Genomic DNA, 21,538 nt, shown 5'->3' with positions numbered 1-21,538 from the left:
GCCGGACCTCCCCTGATATGCGTCTTTGCATGAATAGCTGGACCGTCTGCTTCAGTCGCTGCTCCGATGTAACCATGGGCACAGAGCTTCGGCCAGCTACTCCCGGGTAGGTTTCTTCCGGCTAACCGAATTTTCTATTTTGCGTTGTCGTAGGAGTCCACCACGGCCACGCTGACGGGGAATTCCACCGGAATGGGACCGAACAGCAGTTCCTTCGCGGCGGCGGCAGCTTCCTCGATGGCCCCGATGCAGGCCTGGACGCCGGCCTCGGGGGCATGGACCATCACCTCGTCATGCAGGAAGAACACCAGCTCCGCCTGAACGGAACCGTCGGCACGCAAGGCGCGCAGCCGCCGTCGTAATTCCGCCAGCCAGCACGCCGCCCAGTCAGCGGCGGATCCCTGCACCACAAAGTTGCGGGTGAAGCGTCCCCGGGAACGGGCAATGGATTCCGCGCGGCGCTGCTCCTCGGCAGTGGCCGACTGCTGGCTCCGGTACCACCCTTCCGACGGGGGCGGGCTGCTCCGGCCAAGCCGGGTGGTCACGGTGCCGCCGGCCTCGCCGTCGCGCGCCGCCTGCTCCACGAAGCCGACGGCGCGGGGGTAGGTCCGTGCCAGCTGCGGCATCAGGCGGCCGGATTCGCCCGTGGTGGCGCCATAAATGGCGCCGAGGAGGGCGACCTTGGCCTTGGCGCGGTCGCCGCCGAAACCCTGGGCGGCGATGCCGGCGTACAGGTCCTTGTCGCGCGCCGCTTCCGCCATTTTGGAGTCCTGCGCCAGGGCCACCAGCACCCGGGGTTCCAACTGGGAGGCGTCCGCGACGATGAGCTTGTGGCCGGGATCCGCATGGACGGCGCCGCGGATCTGGCGCGGGATCTGCAGGGCCCCGCCGCCCCGCGACGCCCAGCGGCCGGACACCACACCGCCCACGACATACTCGGGCTGGAAGCGGCCGTTGGCCACCCATGCGTCCAGCCAGGCCCAGCCGTTGGCGGTGTGCAGGCGGGACAGTTTCTTGTAGGCGAGGAGCGGCTCGATGGCGGGATGGCTGGACTCCATCAGCTCCCACTGCCGCGTGCTTTTGACCTCGATGCCGTTGCGATGCAGGGCGCGCATCAGCTCCTGCGGCGAGTCCGGGTTCAGCCCGGGCGAGTTGAGCAGCCCCCGCAGCTCGGTGTTCAGGGCCTCCAGCTTCGCGGGGCGGTGACCGGACGGCGGGCGCGGCCCGAGGTAATCGGCCAGGATCTGCTCGTGCAGGTCCTCGCGCCAGGGGACACCGGTGTGCTGCATCTCCGCGGCGATCATGGCGCCGGCGGATTCGGCGGCCAGCAGCAGCCGGAGCCGCTTCCGCTTGTTTTCGTCCGGAGCCGCATCGGCCAGGGCAGCCTGCTGGGCGGCGTATTCGGTGCGGAGCTCCGCCAGGCCTTGCCGTGGGGCTTGGTGACGGACATCGTCAAAGAGGGCCCCCTGATCCGCTGGCGGGGGCGGCGGCTGTAGGGCGCGGGGCGTCTCCTGGGGATTGTCGAGCGGTTCCTTGTCGGCGTTCCGCGCGTACTCCGTGTGGGCAGTGAACTGAGAATACGCCAGGATATTGCCGCACAAACCGAGGTCATAGCAGCGCTCCAGTTCCACGCCGGCCGCCAGCAGGGTGGGGTACCAGTCCTGGGTCCGGTTCCAGATCCAGCGGGGTGGCGCCTCGCGGGGCCGGTTCTCCAGCTGGCGTACGACGGCGGCGAGCTCGCTTGCGCTGATGAGGCGAGGTTCGGGGCGGTCGGGGTGGGGATCGCCCGCCTGGGTGACCTGCTGGAGGGCTGCGCCGTGGGCGTGGGCGGCGAGCAGCAGATACATAGGTCCAATTCTGCCCTGTGGCGGGGACATTCATGCCCCAATCCCATGCCGGCAACATGTGTTGACGGCCTGTGCCTGGGGGTGAGCAAGCAGGCCGTCCACCGCAAATACGGGAAGCAGGAACCGGTCCGGTCGTTCGGGCCGTCTTTCTGTCCGGCCTTTCGGCCGGGTGCGGGAGTTGTCCACATACGGTGGCATGGCCCTGTTTCTCCCTCTTGAGTTCGGTGGAGAGTTGCTGCATGAGCAGGCACCAGCTATCGCCACCCCCTTCCGAGCGGCCTTCCGCCCAGCTGTCCCGTGCCCGGCCCTCCCCTCACCAGGGATCTGAATCCGGTGGTTCCCAGGCCCGTGGTTCCACGTCCCGTGCGCCTGCCGCGGCACACGCAGCGGGAGCCTGGCTGCCGGACCCCGCTGGTGCCGAGGTACTCCTGGTGACCGGCTACGACTTTCTGCAGGGCGAAGTGGAGCGGATTGTGGCTGCCGCCGGCGGCCAGCTGCGGGTAGTGGCAGACGTGGCTGATGCCGCCCAGTACTGGGACGCCGCGGCCGCTGTGTTGGTGGGGAGCGATGTCCGCGAGCTGCCGCCGCGGCGGCGGGCCCCTGCCGTGTTGGTGGGTCTGAATGGGGAGGGGGACAGTCTCTGGCATCTGGCCACAGCCCTCGGCGCGGAGCGGGTGGCGGTGCTTCCGGATGCCGCGGCCTGGCTGGCAGAGTACCTGAGCCGGTCACGGTCACCCGAAGCGGGAGGGCTTGTCCTCGGGATAACAGGGGGCTGCGGCGGTGCCGGTGCCACCACCGCTGCAATCTGGATCGCCCAGGCGGCCGCCGGGCTGGGTGTGCGCGTGTTGCTGGTTGACGGTGACCCGTGGGGTGGTGGCCTGGAACTGGCACTGGCGGCTGAGGAGACGCCGGGTCTGCGTTGGCCTGACCTGTCAGACGCGAGCGGAAGCATCGATCCCGAGCAGCTGGCCGACTCGCTGCCGGTCGCCGGTGGGTTTTCCTTCCTGTCCTGGCCCGGCAGCCGCGACCGCCAGGCACCGGTGGATGCCGCCACCACAGGTGGCGTACTGGATGCGGCCCGGCGGGGCTATGAACTGGTGGTGGTGGACATCGGCCGGGGCGCCGAACCCGTGCGCATGTTTGCCTGGGACTGCGACCGCATCCTCGTGGTGGTGCCGGCGCAGCTGAAGGCGGCGGTGGCCACGGCCCGGCTGCTGCACGAACTCCCGCCGGTTGAGGCGGCCCTCCTGGTCCGGGGCAAGGCCGGTGCCGCGCTGGACGCCGGACTCATTGCGGACGCCGTCGGGCTGCCGGTCCAGGGCCGGGTTCCGGAGCTGCGCGGCGTTACGGCTGCCGGGGAAAACGGCAGGCTCCTTGACGTGGGCAAACGACGGAGTGTCAGGCATTTCGCCGCCTCAGTGCTCGATCTGCTGGACGGCGACATCCCCGTCGGAGACCTGCCGTGAGCGCGCAGCGGCCCGTCCCGCCCCCGTCGCCCCAGGAGCAGCGGACGGGGGCACGCCGTCGGCAGGCCCGCGTCCTGGATCCGCGCTTTCTTGATTCGGCACTGTTGGAAACAGTCCGTGAGTCAGTCATGGCCGACGCCGGACCTGTCACCCCGTCCCGGGTTGCCGCCGCCGTCCAGGCCACCGGCCGGCTGCTGGGGACTGCGGGCTCCCTTGCCGCCGTGGAACGGATCAGCGCCGAGCTGAACGGGCTCGGCCCGCTCCAGGAACTGACGCGGGACGTGCACGTCACAGACATCTTCGTCAACGCCCCGGACTCGGTCTGGATCGACCGGGGTCGGGGCCTCGAACCGGCAGGGGTTTCGTTTTCCGGCGAGGCACAGGTGCGGGCCTTGGCATCGCGGCTGGTGGCCGCCGGCGGCAGGCGGCTGGATGACGGGTCCCCGTGCGTTGATGTCAGGCTTGAGGGCGGCTACCGCGTCCACGCAGTCCTGCCGCCGATCTCCACCGCCGGCACCTTGTTGAGCGTCCGGATCCGGCGGGAACAGGTCTTCTCCATGGACGAACTCCGTGCCGGCGGCATGTTCGGCACCTTGGTCCAGGAGGTTCTTGAACGGGTTGTTGAGCAGCGGCTGAGTTTCCTGATCAGCGGGGCCACGGGGTCCGGAAAGACCACGTTGCTGTCCACCCTGCTGGGGCTGTGCTCTCCGGCGGAACGGCTGGTTCTGATCGAGGATGCGTCCGAACTGAACCCCGTCCATCCGCACATTGTGTCGCTGGAGTCCCGTCACGGAAACCTCGAAGGCGGCGGCGAAGTGGATCTCGGCGAACTGGTCAGGCAGGCACTGCGGATGCGGCCGGACCGGCTGGTGGTGGGGGAATGCCGCGGTGCCGAGGTGCGGGAGCTCCTGACCGCCATGAACACAGGCCACACCGGCGGAGGAGGGACCATCCATGCGAACGCTGCCACCGCTGTCCCGGCCCGCCTGACAGCTTTGGGGGCTCTGGCCGGCATGGGCCAGGACGCGGTCCGGCTGCAGGCAGCCAGCGCCTTGGATGTTGTGGTCCACGTGGTGCGGTCCGGCCACGGGCGGCATGTTGCCTGCGTGGGCGTGGTGCAGGACGGTCCCGGCGGTCTTACGGTGGTTCCGGCGTTGGAGGCCAGACGCGGCCAGGTCGGCACCGGTCCAGCCTGGGAGGCGATGAGCAAACGGCTGGGACTGTCCCTCGAGGCAGGTGCCGCCGTATGACCCTTCTGCTGGCCGTGGTCCTCGTGCTGGCGGTCGTGCTGCTCTTCAGCCCGCCCGGCGGTGCCACAGGCCGTTTCCGGCGGGCCGTGGGGAGTGCGGGACCAGTCTCCGCCTCTCGGGTTCATGGCGGGGCTGGTGGCAGCAGGACGGGCGCCTCGTGGCGCAGGTTGCTCCGTGCCGGACCGGAACGGAGCAACCTGTCACTGACCCTTGTGGTGCAGCAGCTTGCTGCGCTGCTGAAGGGCGGCCGCACTCCGGCACGCCTATGGGATGAACTGTGGCTGGTCCACGCTGGCCGTCGGGAGCCAGATTCCGCAACTACGGGCGCAGGTTCACGCGAATCGCAGGACCTTGGTGGAAGGGCGGTCCCAATCCGCAGGTCAGCGGCCGGGCGCAGTGGTCCGAGCCTCAGCGCAGGCTCCCTGGTGATGCTTGGCGCCATCCGGGCAGCGGCGTTCCGGGGAGCACCCGTGTCTGAGGCGATCCGGAAGGCCGCGCTTGCGGAGCATTCTTGCGCAGACAGCAGGGAGTTGCGGATCTGGTGTGAGCTTGCCGCCTGCTTTGACATCGCCGAAGCCAGCGGCTGTCCACTGGCGGACGTCCTGGCGAGGTTTGCGGCCCAACTGGAAGTGGAAGACGACGCCGAGGCCGCACGGCAGACAGCCCTCGCCGGGCCCAAGGCCACAGTAGGTCTGCTGACATGGCTCCCGCTGATGGGACTGGGCCTGGGAATAGCGTTGGGCGTGGATCCCCTGGCCATCCTGATCGGGACCCCGCTGGGGCTGGCGGCCCTCGCGGCGGGCGTGGGCCTCACCATCACCGGAAGAATCTGGTCCGCCCGCCTGGTCGGTGCTGCCGCCGGGGCCGGTGTGCCATGACGGAAATTCTTGTGCCGGGGCTTGCCTTGGCCGTTGTTCTGGCTGCTGCCGCCTGCCTTGCCCTTTCGCAGCCAAGCCGGGTCCGAAAGCGACTGCTCAGCCTGCGAGGGGACCTGGGCGCCGGGCCGCATGGGGCCGATGAAGCACTCACGCAAGGCGGCCGCCTTCACGGATTGCGTGACACGGCCATGATGCTTGAGCTCGTGGCCGCAATGCTGGACGCCGGGTCGGGCATTGGCCGGTCCCTGGAACTCGTCGCGGCCTCGGCCTCCGCGGACTACGGCAAGGCGCTGCGTCCGGTGGTGTCTGCGCTCGCCATCGGAGCCGACTGGGAGACAGCCTGGCGCAGTTCCGAAGTCCGGGTTCCCGAGATCCTGGAACTGCGTGACGCACTGGGATTCGCCGCCCTGACCGGGGCGCCGTCGTCGGCCATCCTTTACGCACAGGCCGCCAGGCTGCGCCGGGAAAGATTCCGCGCTGCGGAGAAACGGGCGGCCTCGCTCGGCGTGAAGCTGGTCATTCCGCTGGGCCTGTGCTCGCTCCCGGCCTTCATCTGCCTGGGCGTAGTCCCGGTCCTGCTGGCGCTGGTGCCGTCCGGGTCCTGACCGCGGGATTTGGGCTACGGTCCATTCCTCCACACCGCGTCCAGTCCTCCACAATCGGCTCCAAGCGGCGCTTATCCACTTACAGGATGTTTGCACTTACCGAGATCCGCGGAGCCGGGAAGAGTCGAAATCAGCCGGCAACTCGGCCGGAGCACAGAAGGGAAACCGTCACCATGACCATCATCCAAAACAGCCTTTCCGCCGCCCCCGCGCCGGAGCCCAGCACAGCAGTTGCGGGTATCCCAGCAGGGGAGTCCGTAGTGCTTGCCAATGCAGGGCTGGGCGCCTGTACCTGCCAACGGGAGGAGGCCCCAGAGGCCGCTGGCAACGTCGTGGAGCTTTACCCCGGTGCCAGCGAGACGAGAAAGCGACGGCCCCGGCTCACAGCGTCAGAGGCCGGAATGGCGACGGCCGAATACGCCATCGCCACTCTTGCCGCGGTTGGCTTCGCCGGACTTCTTGTCTTCATTCTCCGCAGCGACGAAGTGCGCGGATTCCTGCTGAACCTCATCCGCACGGCGCTGGCCTTGCCATGAGTCTGCCGCCGGCAGCGCTGCCACGGCCCGATGACCGGAGCAGCCGCTGTGGCCGCCGCCGGAACCAGGGCGTGGAGAGCCGCGGGGCGCTGGGACCGGCGGCGTTCCGGCGCCGGTTCCGTCGCTGGCGCCGTGGGCCGGGGAATGCCCACGGCGCCGTGACGGCGGAGTTCGCGGTAGTGCTGCCGGCAGTACTGTTGCTCCTCGCACTGCTCCTGGCGGGAGCCTCCGCGGGCGTCACGCAGCTCAGGCTCGAGGAGGCGGCGCGGGCCGGCGCCAGGGCGCTGGCCCGCGGCGAAGACCCGGGCGCAGTGCAGGGGATCGTCAGGACCTTGGCGGGGACATCGGCAACGGCGTCCCTTGCGGCCGAGGGCGAATGGCTCAGCGTTACGGTGGCCGACGGTGTGGGCGGGCCGCTGGGGGCAACTGTGCCCTGGACACTCACGGCCAAGGCCACCACGCGGAGCGAAACGCCGGCTGCCGCGGCCAATCCGGGGTTTGAACCGGACGGAGCCCCGGGAGAGGCCCCGTTGTGAACAGGCAATTCCGGGACAACCCGGAGCGCGGTTCCGGAACAGTGCTGGCTGCGGGACTGGCGCTGGTTGTCATCATGGCGATGGCCCTGATGTTGTTGTTCGCACAATCCGCGGTGATGGCCAGCCGGGCAGCGGCAGCGGCGGACCTCGCTGCCCTTGCCGCGGCCGATGCCCTGCGCGGGATCACGTCCGGAGACCCCTGCACGGTGGCGGCCGAGGTAGCAGCCCGCCATGAGGCGGCACTCGTCAGCTGCACGGAAGGGGCCGGCCAGACCGTCAGGGTCCGAACGGAGCTGAATGCACGCACACTGGTTGGCGCCGCCACCGGTCAGGCCCGGGCCGGACCGCCGCCCTGAGCTGTTGTGCTGAACGGCTCCGTGCTCGCCAGGAATTCCGCAGCGCGGAGCGGCATTTCGCGCGCGTCTTTGAGGAGGACATCGATGAGCGTGACGGCGGCAGCCTTGTCCAGCGGATTGTTCTTGTTCCCACATTTGGGGGACTGGACGCAGGACGGGCAGCCCGACTCGCATTCACACGCCTTGATGGCGTCGCGCGTCGCCGAGAGCCACACCTTTGCCTTGTCGAAGCCGCGTTCGGCAAAGCCGGCACCGCCGGGGTGCCCGTCGTACACAAAGATGGTGGGCACGCCGGTGTCGGCGTGGATTGCGGTGGATACTCCGCCGATGTCCCAGCGGTCGCTGGAGGCCACCAGCGGCAGCAGGCCGATCGCTGCGTGTTCGGCGGCGTGCAGGGCCCCCGGGAACTGCGCCTCGATGAGCCCGGCGCCCGTCAGCGAACGGTTCTCCACCACAAACCAGACGGCCTTCGTGAACAGATCCCGGGCGCCCAGCTCCAGCGGCTCCTCACCCAGGATTTCGTTTGAAATCAAGGCCTTGCGCTGAAAGGACACCACCTGTGTTGTCACTTTCACATCACCGAAGTGAACGGCGATATCGCCCCAGTGCTCGGTCCGGAGTGTTTCGAGCACTTCTATCTGGGTCACGTCCCGGGCTGTTGTGTAGTAGTCGGGGTTGGCGCGCCGGACCACCACACAGTGGTCGTCTTCGTTCAGGTCCTCCACCACATAGCTGTCGCCCTGGTGCACGTAGATGGCACCTGTGTGCGCCTGGTAGTGCGTCTGGGGCGAATCCATGGTCCCGAGGAGGGAACCGGTATCGGCGTCAACGATGCTCACCGGCCCGCCGCCGTCGGCACGGAGGTTCACCATCGCCGCAGCGCTCTGGGAGTGTGTCCAGAACCAGCCTGCCGGCCGGCGCCGGAGATAGCCCTGCGCCACGAGCTGCCCCAGCAGCTTCTCTGCTGTGCCTCCGAACAGTGCCAGCTCAGCGACGCCCAGCGGAAGCTCCGCGGCTGCGGCACATAGGTGGGGCCCCAGCACATAGGGATTGGAGGGATCAAAGACGGTGGCCTCCACCGACACGTCGAAAATCGCCTCGGGATGGTTCACCAGGTAGGTGTCGAGCGGATCATCGCTGGCCACAAACGCGGCGATCGCATCCTGGCCCGCGCGCCCGGCCCGGCCGATCTGCTGGAACAGCGATGCCCTGGTGCCTGGCCAGCCCGCCACCAGGACGGCATCCAGCCCGGAAATGTCGATGCCCAGTTCAAGGGCGGACGTGCTGGAGACACCCAGCAGTTCGCCGGAGCGGAGGGCCTTTTCCAGGGCCCGGCGTTCTTCCGGAAGGTACCCGGAACGGTAGGCGGCCACGCGTTGGGGAAGACTGGGATCCACGTCGTCCAGAAGGCGCTTGGTAATCGAAGCGATTGTCTCCGCACCGCGGCGGGACTTGATGAAGGCGATGGTACGGATACGGGACGAGACCAGGTTCGCCAGCAGATCGGCCGTTTCGGCAACGGCGGTGCGGCGTTCCTTGGCGCCGTTCTCGCCCTTGAGCTCGGTCAGCGCAGGTTCCCAGAAAGCCACGGTGGTGGAACCGTGCGGCGAGCAGTCCTCGGCAACGGCCCGGACGGGCGCCCCGATGAGGCGGCCGAACGATGTGCCTGGCTCCGATGCCGTGGCTGACGCGGCGATGAACACCGGACCGGGATGGGACTCCCCGGCACCGTAGTACTCGCAGATGCGGCGCAGCCGGCGCATCAGATTGGCCACGTGCGAGCCGAACACACCGCGGTAGCTGTGGGCCTCATCCACAATCACGTACCGCAGCCGCCGGAAGAAGCTGGCCCACCAAGCATGATTGGGAAGGATGCCGAAGTGGAGCATGTCCGGATTCGCCAGGATGAAGTTGGCGTGGTCCCGGATCCACCGGCGGGACGCGGGGTCGGTATCGCCGTCGTACGTCTCGGCCCGTACGGTGGGCAGATTCAGGGAACGGATGGCTGCGAGCTGGTCGGCAGCGAGTGCCTTCGTGGGGGAGAGATAGAGCGTCACGGCGCCGTCGTCGTGGATTTTTCCCGGTTCGGACAGGACGCGCAGTTCGGAGCGGTGGATGGCGTCAAGTGCCGGCAGCTGGTAGGCCAGGGACTTGCCGGAGGCGGTGCCGGTGGCGATGACCACGTGTTCGCCGCCGTGGGCCAGGTTGGCGGCCTGGATCTGGTGCCGGTAGGGCTCGTGGATGCCCAGGGAGCCGTAAGCGGCCACCAGATCCGGATGTGCCCACGTTGGCCACGGTTCGTGGACTGCCTGCCGGGCTGGGATGGTGCGGACATGACGCAGCTGTTCCGGGTCCGGGCCTCGGCCCAGCAATGGAATCAGGGAGTCATGGGGGTTCACCCCAACATTCTTTCACCCGAGGAAAAATCACCCCACGGAAAGGTCTGCGCCTTCGTCGGACGTGGACAGCATCAGCACGCGGCAAACAGTTGACCAGCCCAGGTGGGAATACAGCTTCTGGCCGTCGATCGAGGCCAGCAGCAGGCCGTTCTCCACATCGGGTCCGATGGCCTGTGCCGCAAGGGCCTTCATGATGAAGCTGCCCAGGCCGCGGCGCTGGAACGCGGGTTGGACCACAATCTTGTCGAACACTGCTGTCTCGCCCACCACACAAACCCTGCCGCTCGCAGCTACCGTGTCACCCGATCGGACCACGGCGTGGTGGACGCCGTCGAGCTGGGAGGTGACCAGGTTCAATTCGTCGTCGGAGAGCCACGGATCTTCCGTATCCTGCGTGGCCATGTCCACAATCATCATGGCCTGCGATGCGGACGTGACGTTCAGCCCGTGTTTTTGGGCGAGCGCCGTGAAACGGGCAACGTCGTTGGTGAGGATGGTCAGGACCCTCGGCGGTGCCTCGGCGGTCTTCGCGGCCAGGGCCGCGAACTCGTCAGCGGAGGGGTCGTGGGCGAAGTATTCCCAATCCCCGGTGGTGTCAGCCCGCAGTGCGGCGGGGAATCGGCCCTCCACTGTTGTCTGGTAACCGCGGCAGCCGGCCCAGCCAGCTACCCAGACTTCAAGAAGGCGTGTGATGTCTTCAACCAAGGCGTCCGGACTCATGTCATGAGAGTATTCCAGCCCCGGCACAAGCAACAGGGGTCGGGTGCCCCCGATGTGACTTGCTGATGCAATCGTGACAGGACAAGACTGACTGAATGCCCGCCATCAGGGAACCTTCCAAGGACGCCTTTCCGCTGCCCCTGCTGGTCTGTGTCGCCTTAATGGTGGCTATGGTGGGCGGCGCAAGATACTGGGAGACGGCCACGGGTATGGGCTACTGGGCCTGGCTTGCCGGCGGGCTTGTCCCGCTGGTGGCCGGCGCCCTGATCTGCCGGAGTTCGAAGCGCCCGCTCGACTTTCTGGGATCACGCTCCGAGCCCGCAGGAGTGCACCGGCCGGGATTCGGTGGGCTTCTCACGGCGCTGGTCCTGTTTGTGGTGCCGCGCCTCGTTGGTGACGGTGCGGCAGAACTCGCCCTCAACAATGGCGCTGGGGCTTTCGGGGCTGCCGTGACGGCAACCGCGGTGCCGTTCGCCGTCGTCGTTCTGGGGTACCGGGCGGCCGAAACCGCCCTGAACAGGCGCGACGCCGCCATCGCAGCGGCGCAGCCTTAGCCCCCGCCACCGGGCGGGCCCGGTGCCCGGCAACCCAGTACCCTTAAATACGTGGCTTTGAACCGAATTGTGCTCTTTTACGGCTTTACTCCCATCGCTGATCCGGACGCGGTGCGGCTCTGGCAGCGTGCGCTGTGCGAAAAACTCGGGCTGACCGGACGCATCCTCCTTTCCAAGGACGGCATCAACGCCACGGTGGGCGGCGAGATCGGCGCGGTCAAGCAGTACGTGAAGACCACGCGCGAATACAAGGGCTTCCACGGCATCGACGTGAAATGGTCCGACGGCGGCGCGGAGGACTTCCCGCGGCTGAGCGTTAAGGTCCGGGACGAGATCGTCTCCTTCGGCGCGCCCGGCGAACTCAAGGTGGATGAGCACGGCGTGGTGGGCGGCGGCACCCACCTCAAGCCCGAAGAACTCCACGAACTGGTGGAAGCCACGAAGCAGGCCGGCGAGGACGTGGTGTTCTTCGACGGCCGCAACGCCTTCGAAGCCCAGATCGGCAAGTTTAAGGACGCGATCGTCCCTGACGTGGCCACCACGCACGATTTCATCAAGGAGCTCGACTCCGGCAAGTACGACGCCCTCAAGGACAAACCGGTGGTCACCTACTGCACCGGCGGCATCCGCTGCGAGGTGCTCTCCAGCCTGATGGTGAACCGCGGTTTCAAGCAGGTGTACCAGCTCGACGGCGGCATCGTCCGCTACGGCGAAGCGTTCAAGGACCAGGGCCTCTGGGAAGGCTCGCTCTACGTGTTCGACAAGCGCATGCACCTGGAATTCAGCGAGGACGCCAAGACCATCGGTGAGTGCGTCCGCTGTGCCGCGCCCACCAGCAAGTTCGAGAACTGTTCCAACCCGAGCTGCCGCACGCTGACCTTGTACTGCGCCGAATGTGCCGCCAGCCCGGAGACGCTGCGCTGCCCCGAAGGCTGCGCGGCCTGAACGGTGCGGCCGGACGAAAGCCGCAGGAAGACAAGTTCAGAGCAGGGACAGCCGGTACGCGAAATTGGCGGGCGATTGCGCCTCGACCTGAAAATGCAGCACCGTTTCCTTGGACAGGTAGATCACGCTTTCGCGCCGTGATCCGCAGCGGAGGCTGAGGTCCACCATGGTGAATTCGTCATTGCGGACTTTGAAGTCGACGCGCCGCTGGCTCCGGCACACGAGCACCAGCACGTAGGTTCCGGCGGGGAGGGGCTCCGTGGCGTCCGTTCGGACTTCCTCCGCGCGCAGCAGGCCGAATGTCCTGTGCGCCACCTGCAGGCCGGGCCCCACCTGGGACTCCGTCAGCCAGGCCTCCATTTCAGCCTCGCTGACGGGATCGTTCCGCCACAACTCAGCGCGCGGCCCCGACTCGGTCACCTCCGGCGCGGCCGGGGCCTCGGTGGGACGCCACCCTTCGTCGTACGTGTATTCACAGCCGGCGAGCGCAGCTCCGGCCACAAGGGCGCCCGCTGTCCAGAGTACGACGGCGGCCCTCGCCCGGGTGCGCACGGAGACTGACCGGGACGGGCCATCGCCCGGACGATGTACCGCCCTGCGGGGCGGCGGCGCCCCCTGCGTTGCGGGCATACTCCGACTCTATGCCCGGCGGGGACCCCAATCCAGAGCCTCGGGCATCACCCGTCCGGCGGTCGGCTGCACGGTGGATCCGAAGGGACTAACCCGCGCTGACCAGCTGGTAGGCGTAGATCAGCGGCGCGTCGACGCTGGAGGCGCTGAGCTGCAGCGGTCCGGATTCCGGGAGTGTGATTTTGCGGGACTCCGGCGTGCCGTGGCAGGCGGCCCCGAGATCGGCCAGTTCCTTGCCGCCGGACCGCACTGCGAGGAAGGCCTTGCCGCCGCCTTCGCAGACGAGTGTCAGCATGTACCTGCCCGCCGGCACGTTCTCCGTATGGTCTATGGGCTGGGCGTTGAGAAGCTTGCCGGAATCCTCGGCAACAATGCCGCTGGCCGACGGCATAGCCGTGGCTTTCCAGGCCGGCACATCCGCGTTCTCCACCGAAAGCTGCTGCGCGCAGGCAGGGAGGCCCAGGAGGACAGCTGCGGCAGCCACAGTGGAGAGGGCACGCGGCATGGAGGAAGGAAACGAAGCCATGCTTCCAACTTACCCGGCTCCATCTGTGCTCCGTGATTCAGACCCTTGACCTTGACGCTACGTCAACATTTATCGTTGAACCATCAGCCGGAACAGAACGTCCGGACCATCCCGCAAACAGAGCAGGAAGGAACACATGGACTGGTCCATCCAGGACATCGCCCGGATCGCAGGGACCACCAGCAGGACGCTGCGGCACTATGACGACATCGGCCTGCTCAAGCCCAGTCGTACCGGCCACAACGGTTACCGCTACTACAACCAGGCGGCGCTGGTGCAGCTCCAGCGCATCCTGCTCCTGCGCGGGCTGGGGCTGGGCCTGCCGGTGATCAGCCAGGTGCTCGACGACGAAACGGACGCCGCCCAGGCACTCGCCAGGCATCTCGAATGGCTCAAGCAGGAACAGGACAGGCTGGCGCGGCAGATCGCGTCGGTCACACAAACCATCGAAGCAGTGAAAGGAGGTGGCGAAATCATGGCAGAGGACATGTTCAACGGTTTCGACCACACGCAGTACAAGGACGAGGTGGAGGAACGCTGGGGCAAGGACGCCTACGCGAAGGGGGATTCGTGGTGGCGTGGCATGAGCACCGAGGAGAAGGCCGCGTGGAAGCAGCGCTCGCAGAAGCTCGGCGAGGACTGGATCGCAGCCGCCACGGCGGGTATCGCACCGGACAGCGCGGCGGCCCAGGACATCGCCAGGCGGCACGTCGAGTGGCTGACCGACATCCCGGGCACCCCGGCGTCGGACGCCCGCGGCCCGGCTGACCGCAAAGGCAAGGCTGACGTCAAGGCATACGTCACCGGGCTCGGCGAAATGTACGTTGCCGACCCCCGCTTCGCGAAGAACTACGGCGGCGCGGAGGGTGCCGGCTTCGTCCGGGATGCCCTGAAGATCTACGCCGCGGAGAACCTGTAGCCCGTCAGGAGGAAGCCTGCCCGCCAATAGACTTGTGCGGTGACTGATTCCACGCTTTTCCTGGCCGGCAACACCCCAGATGCCCCGCGCAGCGACCTCCCCGGGCTGCTGACGTCGCTCGCCGCGGACCTGCGCAGGGTGGATTACACGCTCGACGGCGTGGCCGGGCTGCTGGGCGGTTCAGCCTACCGCGCGCTGAACCGGGACCAGATCATCCCTGCGCTGCTGGCCACCGAAAGCGCCCTCCACGGTGAGGGTACGACGGCGGCGCTCGCCGCCGTCGTGCGTCTCTGGCTCCTGGCGGAACCGCAGACGCGGGAAACGCTCGACGCCGCCCTGCCGGGAATCCGGGCCGACGGCCTGATCGAGCTGGGGCTGCTCGAGCCCGTGCCCGGCCCAGATCTGCCCGGCGCTGATCAGCCGGCGCAGGACTTGCTGCAGGCAACGGCGGATCTGCGGCCGTACGGCTGGGAAGGCACCGAAGGGGAAGATACAGTCAGCAGCGGCGGCGCCGAGCTCTGGGTGGCCAGCGACCTCGCCGCGCACCAGCAGGCCGGCATGCTCCGGCACGATCATGTGCTGGGGATCGGGCAGGCGTCCACCACGCTGGTGCAGACCACCGTCCGCCGCCACGTCGCCAAGGCCCTGGACCTGGGCACGGGCTGCGGCATCCAGTCCTTCCACCTCCTGCACCATGCCGAGCACGTGACGGCAACGGACATCTCAACACGGGCGCTGGCCTTCACCCGTTTCAACCTGCTCTTGAATGCCGAGGCCCTGCATCTGGACCCGGACCGGCTGGAGGACCGGGTCAGCCTGCGGCTGGGGTCGCTGCTGGAGCCGGTGGCCGGGGAAGAGTTCGAGCTGGTGGTCTCCAACCCGCCGTTCGTCATCACGCCGCGGACCCTGGGCGAAGCCGCGTCCGGGCAGTTCACCTACCGTGACGGCGGGCTGCCCGGCGATGACATTGTGTCCTCGCTCGTGGCGGCGCTGCCCGGTGCCCTGGCCCCGGGCGGCACCGCTCAGCTGCTGGGCAACTGGGAAGTCCCCGCGGGGAGCGAGTGGTACGAGCGGCCCAAGAGCTGGATCGGCCCGGACGCGGATGCCTGGTTCATCCAGCGCGAGCAGGTGGGCCCGGAGCAGTACGCCGAAACGTGGCTGCAGGACGCGTCCGAATCCCGCGACCGGAAGCATTACCGGGACGCCTACGCCGCCTACCTGGCGGACTTCGCTTCCCGGAACGTGGCGGGGATCGGCTTCGGGATGATCTGGCTGCGCCGGCCGGCGGTACAGGTTGCAGGACCGGAATCGGGCGCCGCCTTTATCAGCCGTTTCGAGGAAATCACGTACCCCATTGAGCAGCCCATCGGGCCCCACCTGGGCGCCGCCGTCGAGCGTTCCGACTGGCTGGCCGCCAACAGCCTGGCGGACGCGCACCTGCTCGTGGCGGACGACGTCACGGAGGAACGCCATCAGCGCCCCGGCGCCGAGCACCCCGGCGTGATCCTGCTGCGCCAGGGTGCGGGCCTGCGGCGGACCAATCTGCTCAGCACCGAACTCGCCGGATTTGTCTCCGCGTGCGACGGTGACCTCTCCGTCGGTCAGATCATCGGAGCCCTTGCGGCGCTGCTCGGCGGGAGCCTCGCCGGGGAGGACGGGTTCGACGGCGACGCGTTCCGGGCAGGGCTGCTCGACGACGTGGCGAACCTGGTCAGCGACGGTTTCCTGGTTCCTTCCGAGCCCGCTGAATAGTGGTTCGGCGGGCCCCGGAACACCCCAAATCGGCGTCCCGGATGTGCCTGCTGAGTCAACGGGTTTTCCACATGAATGCGCACTATTGACCAAAATATGGTGAACTAGGCCAATATGGGCTCATCTGCCCGAGCAACCTTTTTCTGTAGGAGCACCGTGCCAAGCAAGGCCAAAACAGGCAAGAAACTCGTGATTGTGGAGTCTCCGGCCAAGAGCAAGACCATCGCCAAGTACCTCGGCGAGGGCTTCATCGTAGAGGCCTCCATCGGTCACATCCGCGACCTGCCGCAGCCGTCCGAGCTTCCTGCAGAACTGAAGAAAACTTCGGTGGGCAAGTTCGCCGTCGACATCGAAAACGACTTCAAGCCGTATTACGTGGTGTCCGCGGACAAGCGGAAGAAGGTCACCGAGCTGAAGGCCGCGCTCAAGGATGCCGACGCCCTCTATCTCGCAACCGATGGGGACCGCGAGGGCGAGGCCATCGCGTGGCACCTGCTGGAAGTGCTCAAGCCCAAGGTCCCCGTGTACCGGATGACGTTCGGCGAAATCACCAAGGAAGCCATCCACCGCGCCATGGACAACCTGCGCGATGTTGATACGGCCCTGGTGGACGCCCAGGAAACCCGCCGCGTCCTTGACCGCCTTTACGGCTACGAGATTTCCCCAGTGCTCTGGCGCAAGGTTGCCCGCGGCCTGTCCGCCGGGCGCGTGCAGTCCGTGGTCACGCGCATGGTGGTGGACCGTGAACGCGAACGCATGGCCTTCAAGGCCGCCTCGTACTGGGACCTCACAGGCCAGTTCGGCGCCGGTGCCGGTTCATTCAAGGCCAAGCTCGCTTCCGTTGACGGGGCCAAGGTGGCTTCGGGCCGGGACTTCAACGACGACGGCGTCCTCACCTCGCGCAATGCGGCGCACCTCAACGAGGAACTCGCCACCTCGCTGGCCGCAGGACTCCAGGATGCGGACTTCCGTGTCCGGTCCGTGGACACCAAGCCATACACCCGCCGTCCGGCCGCGCCGTTCACCACCTCCACCCTGCAGCAGGAGGCCGGCCGCAAGCTCCGCTTCTCCTCAAAGAGCACCATGCAGGTGGCCCAGCGGCTGTACGAAAACGGCTACATCACCTATATGCGTACCGACTCGTCGGCGCTGAGCGACGAAGCCGTCACGGCCGCCCGCCGCCAGGCCTCCGAGCTGTACGGCCCGGAGTACATCCCGGCGTCGCCCCGCGTGTACACCAGCAAGGCTGCAAATGCCCAGGAAGCCCACGAGGCCATCCGCCCCGCCGGTGACTCCTTCCGCACCCCCGCACAGGTGGCCAAGCAGCTCTCCGGCGACGAGTTCCGCCTGTACGAACTGATCTGGAAGCGCACGGTCGCCTCCCAGATGGGTGACGCCAAGGGCTCGACGGCGACCATCCGCCTGGGTGCCGTGGCCACCGATGGCCGGGACGCCGAATTCTCCGCCTCGGGCACCGTCATCACGTTTCCCGGCTTCCTGGCCGCCTATGAAGAAGGCAAGGACGAAAGCCGCGGGGACGACGACTCCGACGAAGCCCGGCGGCTGCCGAACGTGGCCAAGAACGATGCCCTCACGGCGTCGGACCTTGTGGCCGTGGGCCACGAGACCTCGCCGCCTCCGCGCTTCACCGAAGCTTCACTGACCGCCGAGCTGGAAAAGAAGGGCATCGGCCGACCGTCAACCTATGCCTCCACCATTTCCACCATCCAGGACCGCGGCTACGTCCGGAAGCAGGGTTCCGCGCTGGTACCCAGCTGGATCGCCTTCTCGGTGATCCGGCTGCTCGAGCAGCACTTCACGGACTATGTGGACTACGAGTTCACGGCGGACATGGAAGGCGACCTGGACAAGATCGCCAACGGCCAGGCCGTTGGATCCGCCTGGCTCAAGCACTTCTACTATGGTGAAGACTCCGACCCGGGCCTGCTCAGCATCGTGAACAACCTGGGCGAGATCGACGCCCGGGAAATCAACTCCATTCCCATCACGGATGAGATCACGCTGCGGGTGGGCAAATTCGGCCCGTACCTGGAAAGCTCCGCTGCGACGGTGGACGCCAAGACCGGGGAAATCGTGGAGAACTCCCGCGCCAACGTCCCCGAGGACCTGGCGCCGGACGAACTGACGGCGGCGAAGGCCATCGAACTGATGGAAACGGCTGCGCCGGAAGAACGCGTACTGGGTGACGACCCCCACACCGGGCACAGCGTTGTCGCCAAGAACGGCCGCTACGGCGCGTACGTCACTGAAGTCATCCCGGAGATGACCGAGGAACAGCTGGCCAACCAGCCCGTGGAGTACTACAAGAACGGCAAGCCGAAGCCTCCGAAGAAGCCCGTCAAGGCCAAGCCGCGCACCGGTTCGCTGTTCGCGTCCATGACCGTGGATTCCGTGACCCTGGACGAAGCGCTGCAGCTGATGAGCCTGCCCCGCGCCCTGGGTGAGGACGCCGAAGGCAACCTCATCACGGTGCAGAACGGCCGCTTCGGTCCGTACCTGAAGAAGGGCACGGACTCCCGCTCCATCGGCACCGAAGAGGAAATCTTCACCATCACGCTGGAGCAGGCGCTGGAGATCTACTCCCAGCCCAAGCAGCGCGGCGCCCGTGCCGCGGTGGCGCCGCTGGCAGAGTTCGGACCGGACCCGGTTTCCGAGAAGAACATCGTGGTCAAGGAAGGCCGCTTCGGCCCGTACATCACCGACGGCATCACCAACATCACCGTCCCGCGGTCCACGTCGCTGGAGGAGCTGACCCGCGAACAGGCCATTGAACTCCTCGCCGAGAAGCGGGCCAAGGGTCCGGTCAAGCGCGCCACAACGGCCCGCAAGGCCCCGGCAAAGAAGAAGGCTCCCGCTAAGAAATAACTCAGGGCCGGAATTGCGCCGGGCTCTCCAACGTGGTCGAGTAGATACATGACTGAACAGCCCGGCACAGCCGATCTCACGCCGCTCAACGACCTCGAAGAGAAGCTCGCCCTGGGCGGCCAGCCCGAGGGCAGCCCGGTGGACGTCATCCTGTCCTTCCTCAACAGCGAGGTGTACGTCATCAGCACCGACGGGATCGAGGGGGAGGATTCCCAGGTGGAGCCGCTGGTATTGGCGAACGCCGACGGCGAGCCCGTCCTTGCGGTGTTCTCGCACCCCAGCCGCGTTGACGAGCAGTACCTTGAGGCGGCCCCGAACGTCCTGGGAACCCAGGGTGCAGCCATCATCGCCAACATTGGCGAGGAATTGGGTATGGTGATCAACCCTGGCGCTGCGTACGGGTTTGAGATCAACCCGGAGGGCGTCGCCAACATCAAGCGCGACTTCAAGCGGGCGGATGAGCTTCCCGACGGCGCACCTGAGGACGCCTCCGCAAACTGACATCTTTAGTGCAGGTTGTGAGTGAGGGCCCGGGCGGGGGAATAATGGCAGGATGCGGCTAGGCGTCCTTGATATCGGGTCAAACACTGTCCACCTTCTCCTGGTGGATGCCCACCCTGGCGCGCGTCCGGTGCCTTTCGCGTCGCACAAAAGGCCCATTTCCCTGGTCCAGTACCTGGATACCAACGGCAACATCACCGACGAGGGGCAGCACGAGCTGACCGAATTCGTCCTTGAAGCCTGGGAGTTTGCCGCCAGGCACAAAGCGGACGACCTGCTGGCTTTCTGTACGTCGGCCATCCGTGAAGCCACCAACGGCCCTGCCGTGCTGGCCCGGGTCAAGCATGAAACCACTGTCACCCTGCAGGAACTGACCGGCAGCGAAGAAGCCTCCATGACCTTCTTCGCCGTCCGCCGCTGGTACGGCTGGGGTGCGGGCCCGATCCTGAACCTGGACATCGGCGGCGGCTCCTTCGAGATGGCCTTCGGGCAGGACGAACTGCCCGAAGTGGCCACGTCCGTGCCGCTGGGCGCCAGCCGCCTGACCCGCGACTGGCTGGCTGAGGACCCGCCTTCCGCCAAGAGCGTCAAAGAGCTGCGCCGCTACATCCGGGCCACCCTCGCCCCGGCGGTCAGGCAGTTCGACGGCCTGGGCCGCGCCAACGTTGTGGCTGGAACCTCCAAGACCTTCCGGTCGCTCGCCAGGGTCGCCGGGGCAGCCCCAAGCGCCGCAGGGCCATACGTGAAGCGCACACTTAACGCCACGGATCTGGGCGTGTGGGCGCAGCGCATTTCAGCCATGAAGTCCGAGGACCGGCTTTTTCTGCCGGGCGTGTCAGAGGCCCGCGCGCACCAGCTGCTCGCCGGGGCACTGGTGGCCGAGGCTGCCTTGGAAATGTTCAAGTTCAAGAAGATCAGGATCTGCCCGTGGGCGCTGCGTGAAGGCCTGATCCTGCGCCGGCTCGACCAGCTGGTCTTCGCCGGTCCGCTGGATCCGGCCCCGCATATCCTGGAGCCCGCCGGGGCACGCCAGACGATCGAGGCCACACCCGCCTGAGGCCTGCTTTGCCTGCGGCTCCCCCGCCTGAAAACAGCGTTAACGCGAAAGCGCCGGCGTCCGCAGCAGGAAAATGGGGGAAAACCTGCTGCAAACCACCGGCGCCTCGGGCAAACATCCCCATGCTTGCCGCATCACTCGCACCCTCAATGAGGTAATAACTACGTTAGGCGGCGAAGTTGTGTGCAAGCTGCAGCGAACATGGGAGTCGGCTGTGAATCGGTTTCGGCGGGTTCCCGCTTTCTCCGATTCGTTTCCATTTCTGCAGCGGGCCACCCGAACTGCAATGATGGAGGCATGAGCAACCGAATCGCCTTCCTGGGCTGTGGATCCATGAACGAAGCCATCCTCTCCGGCCTCCTGGCCGCCGGGACGGACCCCGCCGACGTCATCGCCACCGTCAGGCGTGCGGAACGCGCCGAGGAGCTGGCTTTGCGCCACCCCGGCATCACGGCCGTCGCTGGCGAAGAGGAACCGGACAACAACAAGGACGCGGCCAAGGGCTCCACAGTGGTGATCCTTGGCGTCAAACCCGTGGGCATCGTCGACCTGGCGCGCGAGATCAGCCGTTCCCTGTCCCCGCAGGCCGTCGTTGTCAGCGTGGCCGCAGCCGTGTCGCTGGCGCAACTGGAAGCTGCGCTGCCTCCCGGGCAGCCGGTGATCCGCGCTATGCCGAACACCCCTGCCAAGCTGGGCCGCGGCGTCGTGTCCGTCTCACCGGGAACCAACTGTACGCCGGAACAGCTCCAGACCGTCAAGGACATCCTTCGGGGCACTGGCACCGTGGTGGAGGTGCGCGAGGATCAGGTGGATGCGTTGTCGGCCATCAGCGGCTCGGGTCCCGCCTACGCGTTCTACCTGGCCGAGGCCATGGCGGCTGCCGGCGTCGAGCTGGGCCTGGATCCCGAGCTGTCGCTGCTCCTGGCGCGGGAGACAGTCGCAGGCGCGGGCTTCATGCTGGCCGAGCCCGGCGCCGATCCCGCTGCCCTGCGCAAGTCCGTCACCAGCCCCAACGGCACCACGGAACGCGCCATTGCCACCTTCGATGACCGCGGCATTCCCGAAATCATCGCAGCAGGTGCACGTGCGGCTGCGGACCGCGCTGCGGAGATCACCCGGCAGCTCAGCTGATCCGCCGGAGTTTTTGTCCAGATAACGGTCCCCGGAGGACGGCT

20 protein-coding genes are annotated in these 21,538 nt (G+C 67.3%); 15 read left to right on the top strand and 5 right to left on the bottom strand.

The features are described 5' to 3' along the window. Positions 1–134: 134 nt before the first annotated feature. Positions 135–1,847 (bottom strand): bifunctional 3'-5' exonuclease/DNA polymerase, encoded by a 1,713-nt coding sequence (locus tag NFC73_RS15360; RefSeq protein WP_254751547.1) that lies wholly within the window; start codon positions 1,845–1,847, stop codon positions 135–137. 239 nt (positions 1,848–2,086) lie between these two features. Here NFC73_RS15360 and ssd point away from each other — a divergent pair, with 239 nt between their 5' ends. From ssd to NFC73_RS15325, 7 genes are all read left to right on the top strand, one after another. Then, positions 2,087–3,313: a septum site-determining protein Ssd gene (gene ssd / locus NFC73_RS15355; protein WP_254751546.1), complete on the top strand. Its 1,227-nt coding sequence runs from the start codon at positions 2,087–2,089 to the stop codon at positions 3,311–3,313. Then, positions 3,310–4,563 (top strand): TadA family conjugal transfer-associated ATPase, encoded by a 1,254-nt coding sequence (locus NFC73_RS15350; RefSeq protein ID WP_372494675.1) that lies wholly within the window; start codon positions 3,310–3,312, stop codon positions 4,561–4,563. The genes ssd and NFC73_RS15350 overlap by 4 nt, the downstream gene beginning before the upstream one ends. Continuing rightward, on the top strand, positions 4,560–5,441 hold the full coding sequence (locus NFC73_RS15345; RefSeq protein WP_254751544.1) for a type II secretion system F family protein: 882 nt from the start codon (positions 4,560–4,562) through the stop codon (positions 5,439–5,441). Before NFC73_RS15350 ends, NFC73_RS15345 begins: the two co-directional genes overlap by 4 nt. Further along, on the top strand, positions 5,438–6,046 hold the full coding sequence (locus tag NFC73_RS15340) for a type II secretion system F family protein (RefSeq protein WP_254751543.1): 609 nt from the start codon (positions 5,438–5,440) through the stop codon (positions 6,044–6,046). The genes NFC73_RS15345 and NFC73_RS15340 overlap by 4 nt, the downstream gene beginning before the upstream one ends. A gap of 173 nt (positions 6,047–6,219) precedes the next feature. Continuing rightward, positions 6,220–6,582: a DUF4244 domain-containing protein gene (locus tag NFC73_RS15335; protein WP_254751542.1), complete on the top strand. Its 363-nt coding sequence runs from the start codon at positions 6,220–6,222 to the stop codon at positions 6,580–6,582. After that, the gene (locus NFC73_RS15330; RefSeq protein ID WP_254751541.1) at positions 6,579–7,118 is read left to right on the top strand and encodes a TadE family type IV pilus minor pilin; all 540 of its coding nucleotides are present in this window, start codon (positions 6,579–6,581) and stop codon (positions 7,116–7,118) included. Before NFC73_RS15335 ends, NFC73_RS15330 begins: the two co-directional genes overlap by 4 nt. After that, complete coding sequence (locus NFC73_RS15325) at positions 7,115–7,474, top strand: Rv3654c family TadE-like protein (RefSeq protein ID WP_254751539.1); 360 nt, start codon at positions 7,115–7,117, stop codon at positions 7,472–7,474. The genes NFC73_RS15330 and NFC73_RS15325 overlap by 4 nt, the downstream gene beginning before the upstream one ends. Here NFC73_RS15325 and sftH read toward each other — a convergent pair. Then, the gene (sftH, locus tag NFC73_RS15320) at positions 7,447–9,873 is read right to left on the bottom strand and encodes a DEAD/DEAH box helicase (protein WP_254751538.1); all 2,427 of its coding nucleotides are present in this window, start codon (positions 9,871–9,873) and stop codon (positions 7,447–7,449) included. The two genes, NFC73_RS15325 and sftH, sit on opposite strands and share 28 nt — an antisense overlap. A 27-nt stretch (positions 9,874–9,900) precedes the next feature. Further along, a complete protein-coding gene (locus NFC73_RS15315; RefSeq protein ID WP_254751537.1) occupies positions 9,901–10,593 on the bottom strand; it encodes a GNAT family N-acetyltransferase in 693 nt (230 codons plus the stop codon). Between the two features lie 95 nt (positions 10,594–10,688). Between NFC73_RS15315 and NFC73_RS15310 the strand changes: the two genes are divergently transcribed. Then, positions 10,689–11,147, top strand: coding sequence for a hypothetical protein (locus NFC73_RS15310; protein ID WP_254751536.1), 459 nt, complete (start codon positions 10,689–10,691; stop codon positions 11,145–11,147). A 51-nt stretch (positions 11,148–11,198) separates the two neighbouring features. Then, positions 11,199–12,092, top strand: a complete 894-nt coding sequence (gene trhO / locus NFC73_RS15305) for an oxygen-dependent tRNA uridine(34) hydroxylase TrhO (protein WP_254751534.1) — start codon at positions 11,199–11,201, stop codon at positions 12,090–12,092. Positions 12,093–12,128: 36 nt separating this feature from the next. Here the strand turns inward: trhO and NFC73_RS15300 are convergent, their stop codons facing one another. Both NFC73_RS15300 and NFC73_RS15295 read right to left on the bottom strand, forming a co-directional pair. Continuing rightward, positions 12,129–12,722 carry a DUF6023 family protein gene (locus NFC73_RS15300; protein WP_254751532.1) on the bottom strand — a complete coding sequence of 198 codons (594 nt, stop codon included), beginning with the start codon at positions 12,720–12,722 and terminating at the stop codon, positions 12,129–12,131. 88 nt (positions 12,723–12,810) lie between these two features. Next, entirely contained in the window at positions 12,811–13,248 is a 438-nt protein-coding gene (locus tag NFC73_RS15295) for a DUF6023 family protein (protein ID WP_254751530.1), read from the bottom strand. A gap of 136 nt (positions 13,249–13,384) precedes the next feature. Here NFC73_RS15295 and NFC73_RS15290 point away from each other — a divergent pair, with 136 nt between their 5' ends. From NFC73_RS15290 to proC, 6 genes are all read left to right on the top strand, one after another. Continuing rightward, positions 13,385–14,167, top strand: a complete 783-nt coding sequence (locus NFC73_RS15290; protein ID WP_254751528.1) for a MerR family transcriptional regulator — start codon at positions 13,385–13,387, stop codon at positions 14,165–14,167. A 39-nt stretch (positions 14,168–14,206) separates the two neighbouring features. After that, positions 14,207–15,919, top strand: a complete 1,713-nt coding sequence (locus NFC73_RS15285) for a DUF7059 domain-containing protein (protein ID WP_254751526.1) — start codon at positions 14,207–14,209, stop codon at positions 15,917–15,919. Positions 15,920–16,075: 156 nt separating this feature from the next. Beyond that, positions 16,076–18,805, top strand: coding sequence for a type I DNA topoisomerase (gene topA / locus NFC73_RS15280; protein ID WP_254751524.1), 2,730 nt, complete (start codon positions 16,076–16,078; stop codon positions 18,803–18,805). A 48-nt stretch (positions 18,806–18,853) separates the two neighbouring features. Beyond that, the gene (locus NFC73_RS15275) at positions 18,854–19,306 is read left to right on the top strand and encodes an SseB family protein (RefSeq protein WP_248758737.1); all 453 of its coding nucleotides are present in this window, start codon (positions 18,854–18,856) and stop codon (positions 19,304–19,306) included. A gap of 52 nt (positions 19,307–19,358) precedes the next feature. After that, positions 19,359–20,363: a Ppx/GppA phosphatase family protein gene (locus NFC73_RS15270; RefSeq protein ID WP_254751522.1), complete on the top strand. Its 1,005-nt coding sequence runs from the start codon at positions 19,359–19,361 to the stop codon at positions 20,361–20,363. Between the two features lie 297 nt (positions 20,364–20,660). Beyond that, positions 20,661–21,494, top strand: a complete 834-nt coding sequence (proC, locus tag NFC73_RS15265; RefSeq protein ID WP_254751520.1) for a pyrroline-5-carboxylate reductase — start codon at positions 20,661–20,663, stop codon at positions 21,492–21,494. Positions 21,495–21,538 lie beyond the last annotated feature (44 nt).

Source organism: Pseudarthrobacter humi, from assembly GCF_024294965.1.
Classification (GTDB): Bacteria; Actinomycetota; Actinomycetes; order Actinomycetales; family Micrococcaceae; genus Arthrobacter; species Arthrobacter humi.
The sequence above is the reverse complement of the archived record's forward strand: the minus strand, read 5'-3'. Positions and strand labels throughout refer to the sequence as shown.

What these genes read in the sequence shown, in the direction of transcription:
- NFC73_RS15270 (WP_254751522.1), top strand. Translation starts at nt 19,359, where the DNA reads ATGCGGCTAGGCGTCCTTGATATCGGGTCAAACACTGTCCACCTTCTC.
- NFC73_RS15335 (WP_254751542.1), top strand. Translation starts at nt 6,220, where the DNA reads ATGACCATCATCCAAAACAGCCTTTCCGCCGCCCCCGCGCCGGAGCCC.
- NFC73_RS15295 (WP_254751530.1), bottom strand. Translation starts at nt 13,248, where the DNA reads ATGGCTTCGTTTCCTTCCTCCATGCCGCGTGCCCTCTCCACTGTGGCT.
- proC (WP_254751520.1), top strand. Translation starts at nt 20,661, where the DNA reads ATGAGCAACCGAATCGCCTTCCTGGGCTGTGGATCCATGAACGAAGCC.
- NFC73_RS15345 (WP_254751544.1), top strand. Translation starts at nt 4,560, where the DNA reads ATGACCCTTCTGCTGGCCGTGGTCCTCGTGCTGGCGGTCGTGCTGCTC.
- NFC73_RS15360 (WP_254751547.1), bottom strand. Translation starts at nt 1,847, where the DNA reads ATGTATCTGCTGCTCGCCGCCCACGCCCACGGCGCAGCCCTCCAGCAG.
- NFC73_RS15330 (WP_254751541.1), top strand. Translation starts at nt 6,579, where the DNA reads ATGAGTCTGCCGCCGGCAGCGCTGCCACGGCCCGATGACCGGAGCAGC.
- NFC73_RS15275 (WP_248758737.1), top strand. Translation starts at nt 18,854, where the DNA reads ATGACTGAACAGCCCGGCACAGCCGATCTCACGCCGCTCAACGACCTC.
- NFC73_RS15340 (WP_254751543.1), top strand. Translation starts at nt 5,438, where the DNA reads ATGACGGAAATTCTTGTGCCGGGGCTTGCCTTGGCCGTTGTTCTGGCT.
- NFC73_RS15310 (WP_254751536.1), top strand. Translation starts at nt 10,689, where the DNA reads ATGCCCGCCATCAGGGAACCTTCCAAGGACGCCTTTCCGCTGCCCCTG.
- NFC73_RS15315 (WP_254751537.1), bottom strand. Translation starts at nt 10,593, where the DNA reads ATGAGTCCGGACGCCTTGGTTGAAGACATCACACGCCTTCTTGAAGTC.
- NFC73_RS15300 (WP_254751532.1), bottom strand. Translation starts at nt 12,722, where the DNA reads ATGCCCGCAACGCAGGGGGCGCCGCCGCCCCGCAGGGCGGTACATCGT.
- NFC73_RS15290 (WP_254751528.1), top strand. Translation starts at nt 13,385, where the DNA reads ATGGACTGGTCCATCCAGGACATCGCCCGGATCGCAGGGACCACCAGC.
- ssd (WP_254751546.1), top strand. Translation starts at nt 2,087, where the DNA reads ATGAGCAGGCACCAGCTATCGCCACCCCCTTCCGAGCGGCCTTCCGCC.